Source organism: Paenibacillus sp. B-A-8, from assembly GCF_048572915.1.
GTDB lineage: Bacteria > Bacillota > Bacilli > Paenibacillales > Paenibacillaceae > Paenibacillus_AQ.
Genome location: NZ_CP183882.1, coordinates 2,641,836 through 2,655,622 on the forward strand (window position 1 = coordinate 2,641,836; position 13,787 = coordinate 2,655,622).

A 13,787-nucleotide genomic window follows, 5' to 3' on the forward strand; every position below is an offset into this window, starting at 1 on the left:
CGGAATTCAGGCAAGAGTAGTGGCGAAATAATAGGAATAAAGGCCGTCACTGATTGGTTTTTTCCAAACAGGACGGCCTTTTCATGTCGTTACTTTAGAGCAAAGTTAAGGTGAAACGGAAAGCATATGGTCGATTAGCCAGCAGAGTGAACTCTTCGTGGGTTGGTGCACCCCAGCTGTCGTCACCCCCAACTCCCATTTGCTTGTAATTGACTCTCAGTACGGTTTTGTTCGAGACTGGCAATTTATATACGTGATCGTGTGCTTCCAGTTCCTCGGGTTTCCAAGGCAGAGCATTAATCTCCATAGGGATTGCACTATCAAAATAAAGTCCTGATCCGTCGTTGCCATCTGTAATCGAAGCAAATCTGACATCTGTCTTATTGCCACACTCTTGCGGTCTGAGATAAGGGATGAACTGATCACTGACTTTACCCGTATAGCGGCCAAGTGGTGCTCCGGTCTGTCTGTCCCAATAATTCTCATGGGGTCCACGGCCGTACCATGAAAGGGTATCGAGTCTTCCATCCAGCACGAACATCATTCCGAACTCAGGAATTTCGGGAAGATCGCTACTACCCGGATTCAGTTCTTGCAGAATCTCTAATGACCCGTCAGGGCGAATCTCATACTGAACAAGGAGAGTGGAATACGGATTCGTTGGCAAAAGGTAAGTGGTGGCGACGAAACATAGATTTCCTTCGGTTCTATAGGTCATGTTTACTAGGTTCCGTTCATTAGAGGCTTGCTTCCACACTGCACAACGCTTTGGCAATCCATTGCCAAGATCATTATCTGTGACCGCTCTCCAGAAGTTAGGTCTTACAGGCTCAAGCAGATGTTCTTTACCGGAAGCATAGTATGAGCATAGCTCACCAGTTGTCGTATTAAAGGTCAGAGTGAAATTTCCACCCTGTACGGTCAATGCACCTTTAAGTTCCTGCACATGTAACGTTCCATCCGTTGTCTTTGGAGCCTTTATCACGATACGCGGGGATAGAATAAACTGTTCCCAAGCGATTTCGTGGTTAGCATCAGCCCAAGAAGTTTCTGAACGCTGAATAAAGGAGAGATTCAGAATAGCTTCATGATCACCTCTATGTGAAATCAGTTCATAAGGGATAGTGCATTCAACGATTTCTCCTGGTGCAGCAGAGATTTGCAGCAAACCTTCTTGCGCAGTTACTCCGTCTAAAGCAACTTCCCATTTAAGTTCGTACTGTTCAATGTCGGTAAATAAAAAGTTATTACGAATCTGAAAGAGACCTTCACGGATATTTAAAGCCGTTACTTTAATGTTTTGATAGCATTTTTTGACCTCAAATAGCTTTGGAGTAACCGAACGATCGGCAAAAAGTAATCCGTTTCCGCTAAAGTTTCCATCATGTGGCGACTCACCAAAGTCACCGCCATATGCTAAATATGGGACACCTTCGGATGTTTTGGTTCGGATAGCCTGATCCACCCAATCCCAAATAAAAGCACCTTGAAATACATCGTACTTGTCAAACATATCGGTGTATAGGTGTAGTCCACCGCAAGAATTCCCCATTGCATGACTGTATTCGCAGATGATATAAGGCTTCTGAGGATGGCCTAGCGCATATTTTTCAACATCGTACGGTTTAGCATACATAGTCGACTCTATATCACTAGCTGCTTCCGACTCTCTGCAATGGAAGATCCCTTCATAATGAACAGGTCGTGTTGGGTCAGCTTCTCTGAGATAGTCATGCATGGCGATGAAATTATCGCCGCCGTAGGACTCATTCCCCAGTGACCAGATGATAACCGAAGGATGGTTCTTGTCTCTTTGCATCATGGAGTTGCAACGGTCAATCACATTGGCCCGCCATTCCGGTTTGCTTGCAGGTACATTTCCCTCATGTATTCCTTGTTGCCCATATTGCCAAGTGCCATGCGTTTCCAGATTAGTTTCATCGATAACGTAAAGTCCGTATTCATCACAAAGCTCATACCAAACAGACTGATTCGGGTAATGAGAGGTCCGAACCGCATTAATATTATGTGTTTTCATCAGTTTGATATCTCGGATCATGTCATCTTTGGATAGCGCACGTCCTGTGTCACAAGAGAACTCGTGCCGGTTAACGCCTTTTAGTACAATTCTTTTGCCGTTGATCTTCATAAGTCCGTCCTTGATCTCAAAGGTGCGGAATCCGACCTTACAGCTGACGGTTTCAGTAGTGTTTCCGTTGTCGTCAATCATGGAGAGAACTAATGTATACAGATACGGTGTCTCAGCACTCCACTTATATGGATCTTCTACATGCTCAGAAAGCTTCAAATGCTGAATACCCTCTTGATCAAAGGAAGTAACTGCAGATACTGGAGCCTCCCATACAGGCTGATCTTCTTTATTGTATAGCTGCATTTGGAGTGTATAAGGGTTTAGCATCTGATTAAAGTAATTTTCCACTTTGATATCTACGTTTAAATTCGCATGTACGAAATCTTCGTCTAGCACGGTATTTACGAAAAAATCAGCAACATGAACAGAAGGGGCGGTGTACAGATAGACCTCCCGAAAAATACCGCTAAGCCGCCAAAAATCTTGATCCTCCAGCCAACTGGCATCACACCAACGATAGACCTCTACAGCTAGTTTATTATCACCGGCTATTAAATAAGGGGTAATATCGAATTCCGAAGGTGTAAAGGTGTCTTCACAGTAACCGACCCGTTCTCCGTTTACCCATACATAGAAAGCGGATTCAACCCCCTGAAAGCTAAGGTATACAGGTTGACCGTTCCAGGATTCAGGTACAGTAAAGGTTCGTATGTACGAGCCTACTGGATTATATTTTGTCGGAGCAAAAGGTGGCTTGAGATCAGGTTCGGACTCCGCCCAAGGATATCGCACATTCGTATATTGCGGGTAATCATAGCCCTGGAATTGCCAGTGAGAGGGTACAGGAATCGTAGCCCAAGTACTGCAATCGAAATCTGCTTTATAGAAATCTACGATCCGTTGATCCGGTGTTTCGGAAAAGGAGAACTTCCAAATACCATTGAGCGTTTTGTAATATGGCGAGGCTTCTTTATCCCCCGCCAAGGCTTGCGATAAATGGCTATAAGAAATCATGGAAGCATGGGCATCCAATCGATTTAGTTCAAAAATTTCCGGATTATTATTCCATTCTGGATAACCGTTTGCAGGAGGCTGATAAACAAATTTTGCTCGCATGAGTAAAACTCCTTTATAATAGTGATGTTATTATATTCATATTATAAATTGGAGTAATGTTAAGAGATATAAAAGATTTTTCATCAGATATAACAAGATATGAAACGAGTGATTAAATGGATAGCAAAATAATCTTTTGCCAAACGGAAGATACGAATATGCTGCCGCTGTATGCTACAACCATTGGATTTTGGGAGCATCAGGCAGAAACCCTACGGCCCACCGGATTTCCAGATTATCAATTGCATCAGATCCATGAGGGAAAAGGTGAGCTTGTCATTCAGGAGAAACGATACATTGTGGGCGAAGGGGATGTCTTCTTTTTATTTCCGAATATTACGCATTCGTATGCGCCAATCAGCAGTAAGTGGAAGCTGTCATGGATTTCATTCAATGGTAGAGAGGCTGGTCAAATGCTGTTGTACGCAGGAATCCGTGAATCAGGACCAGCAAGATTGAAGGAGGATAGGTGGCTAAATCCTTTAAAGGAAATGCTCCACTTGCCAGATAGTAATGAACTGGAAACGAATCTGGAACGATCCAAACAACTTTATGCGCTGCTGCTAGATTTAAAAAGAAACCTAGTCTCTCCTCTAAATGAGGCTCTTGAATTGGAGCGAATTAAACCTGTGCTTCATCATATAGAAAGCAATTTACATAGGACGCTCCCATTAAAGGAGCTTGCGGAGGTAATCGCGGTATCGCCACAGTATTTATGCAGGCTTTTTCAAAAAACAATCCATGATCGACCTGTAACCTATATCAACAAGCAACGTATAAACTTGAGTAAACAACTAATGTTTAATGAACGAAATAAAAAAATGTATGAAATTGCTCAGTTAGTAGGCTTCGAAAATGCCAGCTACTTTTGTCTAGTGTTTAAGCGGTTGACTGGAATGAGTCCAGAGCAATTTAAACAGCTGCATGGTTTGGACTAGAGCCAATAGAGAATGCCTCTAAGCCCTATGATAAACGCTTACTTGTTAGCGTCTAGCACTCCATGATATAGTTTAATTGAGTTCATATGTTGTTTATTTCACGAATTCAATCATTCTTTTGTATAATTAGTATGTTTACCTGAATTCCATACATAGAACCAAATTCACGATCAGATATCCAGTTGAGCATCAGGAAGGAGTCATCAATTTGAATGAGAAGTTAAAAGAGGCTTACGAACGTTTGGACTTGCCTGAAGACATTACCCGGGAGGAACTGAATAAAAAATTTGATTTGCTCTTAAAACGCCGTAAATCAAATTCCTCAGAGTCTGAGGCTGCAGCCTATGAAGAAGAGTTTTTAGCTTTCAAAACAATCCTAGACGGCTTGGATCAAAAGGAAATTCAGGAGGCTGAGGACAAGCGGCTAGAGAAATGGGGAGCCTTTTCCGGCATAGCGCGTAAATCGGAGAATTTCTTTAGGCTATACAAAGTCCATACTTTTGTATCAGTCATCGTGCTGTTGGTATTAATCTTTGGAGGCAATGCACTTTATAATCAATATCAAGCTAAAAAATATGAAGCTTCACTCCCGCCAGTGGATGTAACTATCATGTTCCTAGGAAACTATGAATCCCAAGATCCATCAGGTAAGGATGAAGAGCTTAAACAAGAGATCGTCAATCGTTATCCAGCTTGGAAGCGGGTAAAGACGGAAGTCGTATACCTTCCCTCCACAGGCGGTGAGGGTGGAGGCGCGTTAGACATGACTTATATCCAGCGCGCGATGGCGATGCTGGCGGCGGATCGTCCGGATATTCTTATTTTGGATGATGCTACTTTTGATTGGATTGGGCAGCAACAAGGACTTAAGAATCTGGAGCCGTTCGTAAAATCAGCTGGACTACCTTTAGATGATATTCGTTTGAAACGTATAAAAAATACGGAAAACGGTGAAGAGTGGATCACTGGCGTAGATATTACAGATACGAAGTTTGCTACAGACCTTCCTATTCATTCTCGGAAGATGATCATCGGGGTGTTTGGAGAAGGTGAAGATAAGAACAAATCAACTGATTTTGTCGAGTTCTTAGTAGGGCAAATGACTGCCAAATAAATAAGAGTATTATTGGACCTGTGTTATAAAAGGCTGATGTTGTATGGATTTTCATACAATATCGGCCTTTTTGTTATTCATTCAAAGCATCTGAATTGACGAATGTGAAGTAAACTCATTATAATGATTTATATAGATATGAACTAAGTAATATAAATATAAATTAAATGACTTTGACGAGGAGTGATGAACTAATGAAGACGGACGGAACTCTGACAATACATACACAGCAGCGTGGTGCGGCATTAGGTGATTTATTCGGGATCTTCTTCGAGGATTTAAATCATGCGGCAGATGGTGGCCTTTATGCTGAGCTGGTTCAGAACCGATCTTTTGAATTTGATCCGATTGATCGGGCGGATTATCATGCGTTAATGGCTTGGGAGCCTGTAGGTCGTGGAGGTGGGAAGGCCGTCATCACGGTGGAGGATAGCAATCCCTTGAATGAACGTAATCCACATTATGTAGCCATTGATATTGTGGCTGAAGGTGACGGCGTTGGGCTGATGAATCTTGGATTCAATAGTGGCATTCCTGTAAAAGAAGGCGAGAATTATAAGTTCTCGGTGTATGCTCGCCGGGAAACAAGCTTTGATATGCCTCTTACCATAACCATTGAAAGTATAAATGGCATAATTTATGGTGAAGCGAAAATAGCCGTGAATAACTCCGAATGGACTCGATACGAAGCAGTTATTAAGGCTAATGCTACGGATACTAGCTCACGTCTTGTAATCGTTACCAAAGGGAGCGGCAAGGTATATCTGGACATGGTTTCTCTGTTTCCAGAGAAGACCTTTATGAACAGATCTGGGGGCATGCGTGAAGACATTTCACGATTACTCGCCGACTTAAAGCCTAAATTCATGCGTTTTCCGGGAGGCTGTCTGGTGCATGACGGTTCTTTGAATCCAGATGACAGAGATTCCATGTACAGATGGAAAAATACAATCGGGGATGTGGCACAAAGGCCGGCAAGGCGGAATAACTGGTCCTATAATCAGACGCTTGGGTTAGGTTATTTTGAATATTTTCAGTTCTGTGAGGATATTGGAGCCAAGCCGATTCCCGTTATTCCGGGCGGCTACGATCCACATCATAAACGTATGGTGCCGCTGGACGAATTAACGCCCTGGGTAGAGGATGCACTGGATTTGATCGAATTTGCAAATGGGGATTTATCAACGGAATGGGGAAGTATACGTGCGGAGCTTGGTCACCCGGAACCTTTTGGATTAGAGTATATCGGCATCGGTAATGAAGAGGTAGGCGCACCCTTTTTCGAGCGATATCCTTACTTTCATCAAGCCATTAAAGAGAAATATCCGCAAATCAAGGTCATCAATTCGAGCGGTCCATTCTCAGCAGGTAAGGAATATGATCGGGGCTGGACATCGGCAAAAGAGAATAAGTCTGATTTTGTAGACGAGCACTATTACTGTACACCAGAATGGTTCCTGGCGAATCATCACCGTTATGATGACTTTAAGGCTGATGAACCGAAAGTGTTCTTAGGCGAATATGCTTCATGGGGCAATACGTATTACAACGCGCTGGTGGAAGCGGCTTTTATGACGGGGCTTCAGAATAATGCGCATGCGGTTGGCTTGGCATGTTATGCGCCTATGCTCTGCAATGTGGATTATATCAACTGGAAGCCGGATCTAATCTGGTTTAATAATCATGAGGTGTATGGAACTGCGAACTACTATGTTCAAAAGCTATTCATGAACCATCAAGGAGATCAGCTACTCGAGATAGAAGCGAACGACTTCACAGCACCCGAGGAACGTACAGTTGAAGCGATCACTGGAGCGATTAGCTTGGGCGTGGATGCATCCGCTGCCCGGTTCTCCGAGATCACTTTGGTTAACAATGTTACTGGAGAAGTGAAGTCGTATTCTGATCTGTCAGAAGAGATATCAAATCTCCCGGACCCTACTCAGAACGGAACGACCAAACGAATATTAGATCTTGGTGAGACGAGGTGGGATAGCTATACCTTGAATTTCAAGGCTACTAGAACCGCAGGAAATAAAGGGTTTGTGTTCTATTTTGGCAAAGCTGATGATCAGAATCATTTGTATTGGGAACTAGGCGGCTGGCAGAATCAGGATTCCATAGTGGCTTCTATCATTAACGGGAGAAACTCAGTTTTGACGCATTCGATGTTTTCGGTTGAAACAGACGTAGAATACGATCTGAAGCTAGAAGTATCAGGCAGACATATTCGTACTTACATTAACGGAGAGCTAATCAATGAAACAGAGGACAAACCTCCGGTCATCGAACCACTATATTATACAGCAAGTGTGGAGGATGCCACAGGGGATATCATTCTTAAGACAGTGAACGTACAAGAGAACAGCGTTTCTGCTGACATTGTATTTGAAGGGCTGGCAACAAAGGACTTGTCCGTCGAGGTGTATGAACTGTCGGGCTACCAGCTTGAGGACGAAAATAACTTCGAGAATAAGGAGCTTGTCTCCCCTAAGCAAACTAATTTCACAATAGTGGGAAGCACCTTTTCTTATGAGTTTCCAAAGCAATCCGTAACGATTTTTAGAATAAAATAAAACTACAAACGCCCCTCTGAATCTCTAGTGTTACATAGATTCAAGGGGCGTTTATGTGCGCTTATCTAGCTGTTCACCCGGAGACGGATCACGTTCCAGGATGCTTTTGCGAGAAGGGCCTTCACATGTCTACCTTCAAATGTAGCATTTCCTTGGCTAGGTATTACGTTATGGGGGTTGGATTTGGTATTTACAGCTTTAATTTCTTCATGTTTCAGTACAATATGCTCAATGATGTTAACGGAATTAAAGCTGCGTAGGTCCACGTCCAGTTCAAGTCCCTCGGATAAATGACGATTTACAGCAAAGACAGTAACTTCATTCTGCTCCTCGTTGTATACACTAATGGCTTCCAAGTATGGCACATCACTAAAATCTTTAGAATCGTATTTAGGGCTGGAGATCAACGGATGAAGCACGGTTCCACGGCCATATAGGGATGCATGCAGATATGGATAATAAGTGGTCTGAAGCCACAGTGGACCGCCGTTTTCAGTCATAATAGGGGCAATAACATTAATAAGCTGAGCGATGCAAGCCATCTTTACACGATCCGCATGTTTTAGTAATGTAATGAGACAGCAGCCCACGACCAGTGCATCTTCTAGTGTGTATACATCTTCAAATTCGGGTGGAGCGATCTGCCAATGTTTTTCGGCACGACTGCTACCTTGCGACTTCCACACATTCCACTCATCCAAGGAAAGATTAATTTTCTTCTTGCTCTTTTTCTTAGCTTGAATATAATCACAGGTAGCAGCTACACTATTGATGAAGTGATCCATATCCATTGAGCGGGCTAGAAAATTAGGAGTATCATCTTCGTTGTTGTTGTAGTAAGTATGCAGTGAGAGGTAGTCTACGTTCTCATAAGAAAGATCTAGCACGGTAGCTTCCCACTCTGCAAAAGTGTCCATACCGCTGCCGGAACTGCCGCATGCCACAAGCTCTAGGGTTGGATCTACCCAGCGCATCGCCTTCGCTGTTTCGTTCGCTAATCGACCATATTCAGCCGCTGTTTTAGCGCCAATCTGCCAAGGGCCGTCCATTTCATTACCCAGACACCAGGTCTTGAAGGCATGAGGTTCTTTATATCCATGGGAAATTCGCAGGTCACTATAGTAGGAGCCGGAAGGATGGTTGCAGTACTCTACTAGGTTTCTAGCTGCGTCAATGCCGCGAGTGCCCAGGTTAACCGCCATCATGACTTCAGAGCCAACGAGTTTAGCCCAATCAGCAAATTCATTAGTGCCCACTTGATTCGTTTCTGTTGTCCACCAAGCTAGTTCTAGGGAATGCTTGCGTTCGTTCTTAGGCCCAACACCGTCTTCCCAGTTGTAACCGGATACAAAATTTCCGCCGGGATAACGAATGATAGGAACATTTAGTGCTCGGATAGCTTCAATGGCATCTCCTCGAAAACCATTGAGATCTGCAGTAGGGTGACCTGGATCATAAATACCACCATATACGGCCCTGCCTAAATGCTCGATGAAGGAGCCGTAGATTCGGGTGTCTACTTCTGATAGTTTAAAATCCTTGTCAATAATCATTGTGGATTTAATCGTCATGAATACATATCTCCTTTAAGTAGAATTAATATTATTATTAACTGATAAAACGATTTATGATTACATAGTACTTAGAATAAGATATGATAAGCAATCAAATAATTTAGGATTCGTAAAAATACTAATTCAAAGGCATAGGGGATAACGGAATGCACTTAACTACAGATACTGAATCGCTTCGGGTCTACGAAGCACTAGCAAGTGAAGTCAGGCTAAGGATAATCGAACTACTGGACCGCAAAGAAATGCATATTAAAGAGCTGGCAGCCGAACTCTATCTAAGCAGTGCGATAGTTAGCACCCATGTTGCCAAGCTGCAAAAAGCAGGTCTGATTAGCTCTAAAATGAGACGTGTGGATGGAGGGACATATAAGTACTGTTCATTGTCTACCAACTACCTGCAGATTAAATTATCAGGTTCTCGGGGAATCGCTAGAAAGGTTGTTGAGGTTTCGATTCCTGTAGGACAGTATACTGATGTTCAGGCATCACCTACTTGCGGAATTGCAACTACAGACAAGTTAATCGGATATTATGATGATCCACGTTATTTCCTGGACCCAGAGCGAGTGAACGCTGGTATTTTATGGTTTGCAAAAGGGTATATCGAATATAAGGTTCCTAATTATCTGTTTAAGGATCAGGTCGTGCAGGAGATAGAAATTTCTATGGAGATCGGTTCTGAGGCTCCGCATGTAAATGAGAAATGGCCTTCGGATATTGCTTTTGCTATGAATGGACAGGATTTAGGGAAATGGACAAGTCCAGGAGATTTCGGCCTAACTAGAGGACGATTAACCCCTGCTTGGTGGAATGCAGATGTTAACCAATATGGTTTGTTGAAGGTGCTACGGATTAATGCAGGTGGAACATTTATAGATGGGCAGCAAATATCAGCGGTGACACTTGATGATGTACTTGTAGAACAGGACCAGTGGACATTTCGTTTAAGTGCAGAGGATAGCGGACGTAGAAGAGGTGGATTAACATTATTCGGGCGTGGATTTGGGAACTATGAGCAAGATATGGTGTTCAGAGTCTATTATGAATAATTCGAAATAGAGAAATAATAAAAATAAAAAAACATATTGTAATGAAAACGTTTTTATGTTAATTTAAATCTATAAAAACGTTTTTATTCGTAAAGGAAGATTGAATCATTATGGAAAAGGTAACTATTAAAGATGTTGCCAGAGAGGCAGGAGTCTCCATTTCTACGGTCTCTAACGCACTAAATGACGTAGATGTATTAAACCCGGAGACGAAATCACATGTTCTTAAGGTCGCGAAGCAATTAAATTATGTTCCGAACCTAAATGGCAAGCTCCTAAGGAACGGAAAAACTAAAATGCTAGGTTTTTTTACGACGAGTGTATCGGGTCCATACTTCTATAAGCTGGTGGAGTCCATGTCTCGTGAATGTGATCGGTTAGGTTATGGGCTAAATGTATTTGTTACAAAGGATAAACAAGTCATTATGAGCAATATTCTAGGCCGGCGTGTAGATGGTGTCATTATCTACGAAGAGATGAGAATTGATGAAGAAGAAATTGCTGCAATGGTGAAAGATAAGATTAAAGCAGTGTTTCTGGATCGGCCGCTTAAGAATGATACGATGGGAAGCGTAATCTTCGATTCCTTTGAAGCGGGGTACGAAGCAACCAAATATTTAATCAGTCTGGGACACAAGAAAATTGCTTACATATCTGGTGTGGATGAGATGTATGACAGTGTTCAGCGGAAAGAAGGGTACTTGGCCGCCTTGCGGCAATATCAGCTTCCAACGAACGAAGAGTATATTATACAAGGATATTTTGAAGAAGAGAGCACCTATAACGCTATTAAGTCTTTAGTTCACTTGAGTCCTGATAAAATACCGGATGCTTTTCTAGCAGGGAATGATTTGAGCGCTATTGGATGTATTCAAGCTTTGAAATCGCATGGATACGAAGTCCCGTTAGAGATAAGCGTTATGGGATTTGATGACATTGATATTGCCCAGTATTTCTCACCGCCATTAACTACAGTAAGAAATCAAATTGCCAGACAAGGTATTCTATCCGTTAATCACCTGGTTCGCATGATTCAGAAGAAGGAACAAGGCGAAATGATGAAATTGACAGGCGAATTGATTGTACGTGGTTCTACTCAAGTAAAGATTGATCGGTACTAATGCTTTCAAGAAGGGCAACAAGAGGGTATCCGATCTTTTTTTAAATATAAGAAAGTATAAGTTTGCACCTATACTTTATATCTTATATTTCTCGCTTAAACGCTTATCGTCATGATAAAGACGCTGAAGGCGTTTATGCTTGATAATTTTATTGCTTTTAGGAGGTTTTTTTCGAAGAAATAAAAACGTTTTTATTGTTTTGGGGATCATGATTTGGAGGGGAGAAGAAAAACGTGGATAAATTAGCCGTAGTGCCAGTGAACGGGAAGAATCCAATGAGTAGTAAGAAACCTATGGGACAGAGGGTCAAAGAATTTGTGATTGATTATAAGAGACAATGGGAAATCCAGTCTATGATCATTCCAGGAATTATTTTTATGATTATTTTTTGTTTCATTCCTATTTACGGATTGACGATTGCTTTTAAGAGTTACACCGTAATTGATACGCTCGATTCTGCACCATGGGTTGGGCTTGATAATTTCAGAATTATTTTATCAGACAAATATTTTTGGGATGCTGTAGTAAATACCTTGGGGATCAGCTTTCTGAAATTAGCCATAGGTTTTATTATTCCTATTATTCTATCCGTTATGATTTACGAGTTGAGCGCTGGACGCTTTAAGAAATTAGTACAAACGATCTCTTATTTACCCCACTTTTTGTCATGGATCGTTCTGGGCGGGATGTTGATTGCTTGGTTCTCTTCATCCGGAATGATTAATGAAATCCTGCTCAATTTAGGAATCATTTCGAAACCGGTAAATATTTTACTCGATGCGAACAAGTATTGGTGGATTGCAACGTTATCGGATATTTGGAAAGAGGCGGGTTGGGGAACGATTTTATACCTAGCCATCATGTCGAAAATTGATCCTACCTATTATGAAGCTGCCAAAATAGATGGGGCCAGTCGTATGAGACAAATTTGGAATATTACCCTCCCTAACATGAAGCCGATTATCAGTTTAAACCTTATTCTGACTGTAAGCGGTTTATTAGGATCGAATCTAGATCAAACCTTGGTCTTGATGAATTCTCAGAACCGTGAAAAAGCAGAAGTAATTAATTCTTATGTGTATCGAATGGGTATGACGCAAGGTGACTTCTCTTATGCAACCGCTGTTGGTTTAGGTGTCTCCATCGTATCAGTGATCCTATTGATTAGTGCCAACAAAGTATCTAGCAAATTAAATGATAATCAATCAGTTCTGTAAAAGGAGGCATTTCTGTGAATCGGACGGTAGCTAAAGAAGATCTCGACAGTCGAATCTTTAATACCATAAACATTATCTTGCTCTGTATTTGTACTGTAATTATCGTTGTTCCTTTATGGAATGTGGTCATATCATCCTTAAGTTCAGGTAAGGCGCTCGCGGAAGGCGGATTTATATTTTGGTCTCCTGAGTTCTCCTTAGAAAATTATCGGGCTGTATTTAAAGACGAGACGATTGGTCTAGCATTCCTGGTCTCGATTGCCAAAACGTTCATCGGTGTCATTACCCACGTATTCTTTTGCGCGATGATCGGTTATGGGTTGAGTAAAAAATACATACGTGGCCGCAAGCTGTACGTTGCCATGGGTGTTGTCACCATGTTCTTCTCGGGTGGTATGATCCCAACGTATTTATTGATTAAGTCACTTGGTCTATTGAACAGCTTTTGGGTTTATATTATCCCGGCCTTGTTCAGTTATTATGATGTGGTTATTCTAATGAACTTCTTTAGAAACGTTCCGGATTCACTTGAAGAGTCAGCCAAAATCGATGGTGCAGGTGACTGGCGTATTTTCCTAAAGATATTTATCCCTCTTTCCATGCCGGCTATGGCTACGATTGCGTTATTTAATGGGGTTGGGCAATGGAATGACTTTATGACCACCAAATTATACATTACCGATCAAGCACTCTATCCGCTGCAGATGAAGCTCTATGAAATCATCGTTCAGTCTCAAACGCAATCCATGCAAAATGTCGGTGGATCTGCCATTATCGAAACTACGACTAAAGGGGTTCAACTAGCAACAATTGTCATTACAACTTTGCCGATTGTTGTGATGTATCCAATATTACAAAGGTACTTTATTTCAGGAATGATGATGGGGGCGGTTAAAGAATAGAAAGTTAGGAGGTTTTTTTATAGCAAACACTTATGTGCGAAGTGATCCATCGGAAGTGTAGCTAGCACAATTAGATCTACACTTCCTG

Annotated in this window: 9 protein-coding genes; 7 read left to right on the forward strand and 2 right to left on the reverse strand. The window is 41.9% G+C overall.

What is annotated here, in order from left to right; all coding sequences use genetic code 11:
• Positions 1 to 94: 94 nt before the first annotated feature.
• On the reverse strand, positions 95 to 3,208 hold the full coding sequence (locus ACN6MV_RS11305) for a glycoside hydrolase family 2 TIM barrel-domain containing protein (protein WP_419886375.1): 3,114 nt from the start codon (positions 3,206 to 3,208) through the stop codon (positions 95 to 97).
• Between the two features lie 116 nt (positions 3,209 to 3,324).
• Here ACN6MV_RS11305 and ACN6MV_RS11310 point away from each other — a divergent pair, with 116 nt between their 5' ends.
• From ACN6MV_RS11310 to ACN6MV_RS11320, 3 genes are all read left to right on the forward strand, one after another.
• Positions 3,325 to 4,146, forward strand: coding sequence for an AraC family transcriptional regulator (locus ACN6MV_RS11310; RefSeq protein WP_076117021.1), 822 nt, complete (start codon positions 3,325 to 3,327; stop codon positions 4,144 to 4,146).
• A gap of 208 nt (positions 4,147 to 4,354) precedes the next feature.
• Positions 4,355 to 5,260, forward strand: coding sequence for a hypothetical protein (locus tag ACN6MV_RS11315; protein ID WP_339290421.1), 906 nt, complete (start codon positions 4,355 to 4,357; stop codon positions 5,258 to 5,260).
• A gap of 194 nt (positions 5,261 to 5,454) precedes the next feature.
• The gene (locus ACN6MV_RS11320) at positions 5,455 to 7,836 is read left to right on the forward strand and encodes an alpha-L-arabinofuranosidase C-terminal domain-containing protein (protein WP_419886376.1); all 2,382 of its coding nucleotides are present in this window, start codon (positions 5,455 to 5,457) and stop codon (positions 7,834 to 7,836) included.
• A 65-nt stretch (positions 7,837 to 7,901) separates the two neighbouring features.
• On the opposite strand, the gene ACN6MV_RS11325 is transcribed toward ACN6MV_RS11320, so the two are convergent.
• A complete protein-coding gene (locus tag ACN6MV_RS11325) occupies positions 7,902 to 9,407 on the reverse strand; it encodes an alpha-N-arabinofuranosidase (RefSeq protein ID WP_419886377.1) in 1,506 nt (501 codons plus the stop codon).
• A 149-nt stretch (positions 9,408 to 9,556) separates the two neighbouring features.
• Here ACN6MV_RS11325 and ACN6MV_RS11330 point away from each other — a divergent pair, with 149 nt between their 5' ends.
• The 4 genes from ACN6MV_RS11330 (at position 9,557) to ACN6MV_RS11345 (ending at position 13,699) form a co-directional block, all read left to right on the forward strand.
• Positions 9,557 to 10,459, forward strand: a complete 903-nt coding sequence (locus tag ACN6MV_RS11330) for an ArsR/SmtB family transcription factor (RefSeq protein WP_076117029.1) — start codon at positions 9,557 to 9,559, stop codon at positions 10,457 to 10,459.
• Between the two features lie 110 nt (positions 10,460 to 10,569).
• Entirely contained in the window at positions 10,570 to 11,580 is a 1,011-nt protein-coding gene (locus ACN6MV_RS11335) for a LacI family DNA-binding transcriptional regulator (protein ID WP_042126523.1), read from the forward strand.
• 275 nt (positions 11,581 to 11,855) lie between these two features.
• The gene (locus ACN6MV_RS11340) at positions 11,856 to 12,797 is read left to right on the forward strand and encodes an ABC transporter permease (protein ID WP_076117432.1); all 942 of its coding nucleotides are present in this window, start codon (positions 11,856 to 11,858) and stop codon (positions 12,795 to 12,797) included.
• A gap of 14 nt (positions 12,798 to 12,811) precedes the next feature.
• A complete protein-coding gene (locus ACN6MV_RS11345) occupies positions 12,812 to 13,699 on the forward strand; it encodes a carbohydrate ABC transporter permease (RefSeq protein WP_042126526.1) in 888 nt (295 codons plus the stop codon).
• The last annotated feature ends 88 nt before the right edge of the window (positions 13,700 to 13,787 follow it).

Coding starts and splice junctions, on each gene's coding strand:
- ACN6MV_RS11325 (WP_419886377.1), bottom strand. CDS start 9,407: ATGACGATTAAATCCACAATGATTATTGACAAGGATTTTAAACTATCA.
- ACN6MV_RS11310 (WP_076117021.1), top strand. CDS start 3,325: ATGGATAGCAAAATAATCTTTTGCCAAACGGAAGATACGAATATGCTG.
- ACN6MV_RS11335 (WP_042126523.1), top strand. CDS start 10,570: ATGGAAAAGGTAACTATTAAAGATGTTGCCAGAGAGGCAGGAGTCTCC.
- ACN6MV_RS11330 (WP_076117029.1), top strand. CDS start 9,557: ATGCACTTAACTACAGATACTGAATCGCTTCGGGTCTACGAAGCACTA.
- ACN6MV_RS11305 (WP_419886375.1), bottom strand. CDS start 3,208: ATGCGAGCAAAATTTGTTTATCAGCCTCCTGCAAACGGTTATCCAGAA.
- ACN6MV_RS11340 (WP_076117432.1), top strand. CDS start 11,856: ATGAGTAGTAAGAAACCTATGGGACAGAGGGTCAAAGAATTTGTGATT.
- ACN6MV_RS11320 (WP_419886376.1), top strand. CDS start 5,455: ATGAAGACGGACGGAACTCTGACAATACATACACAGCAGCGTGGTGCG.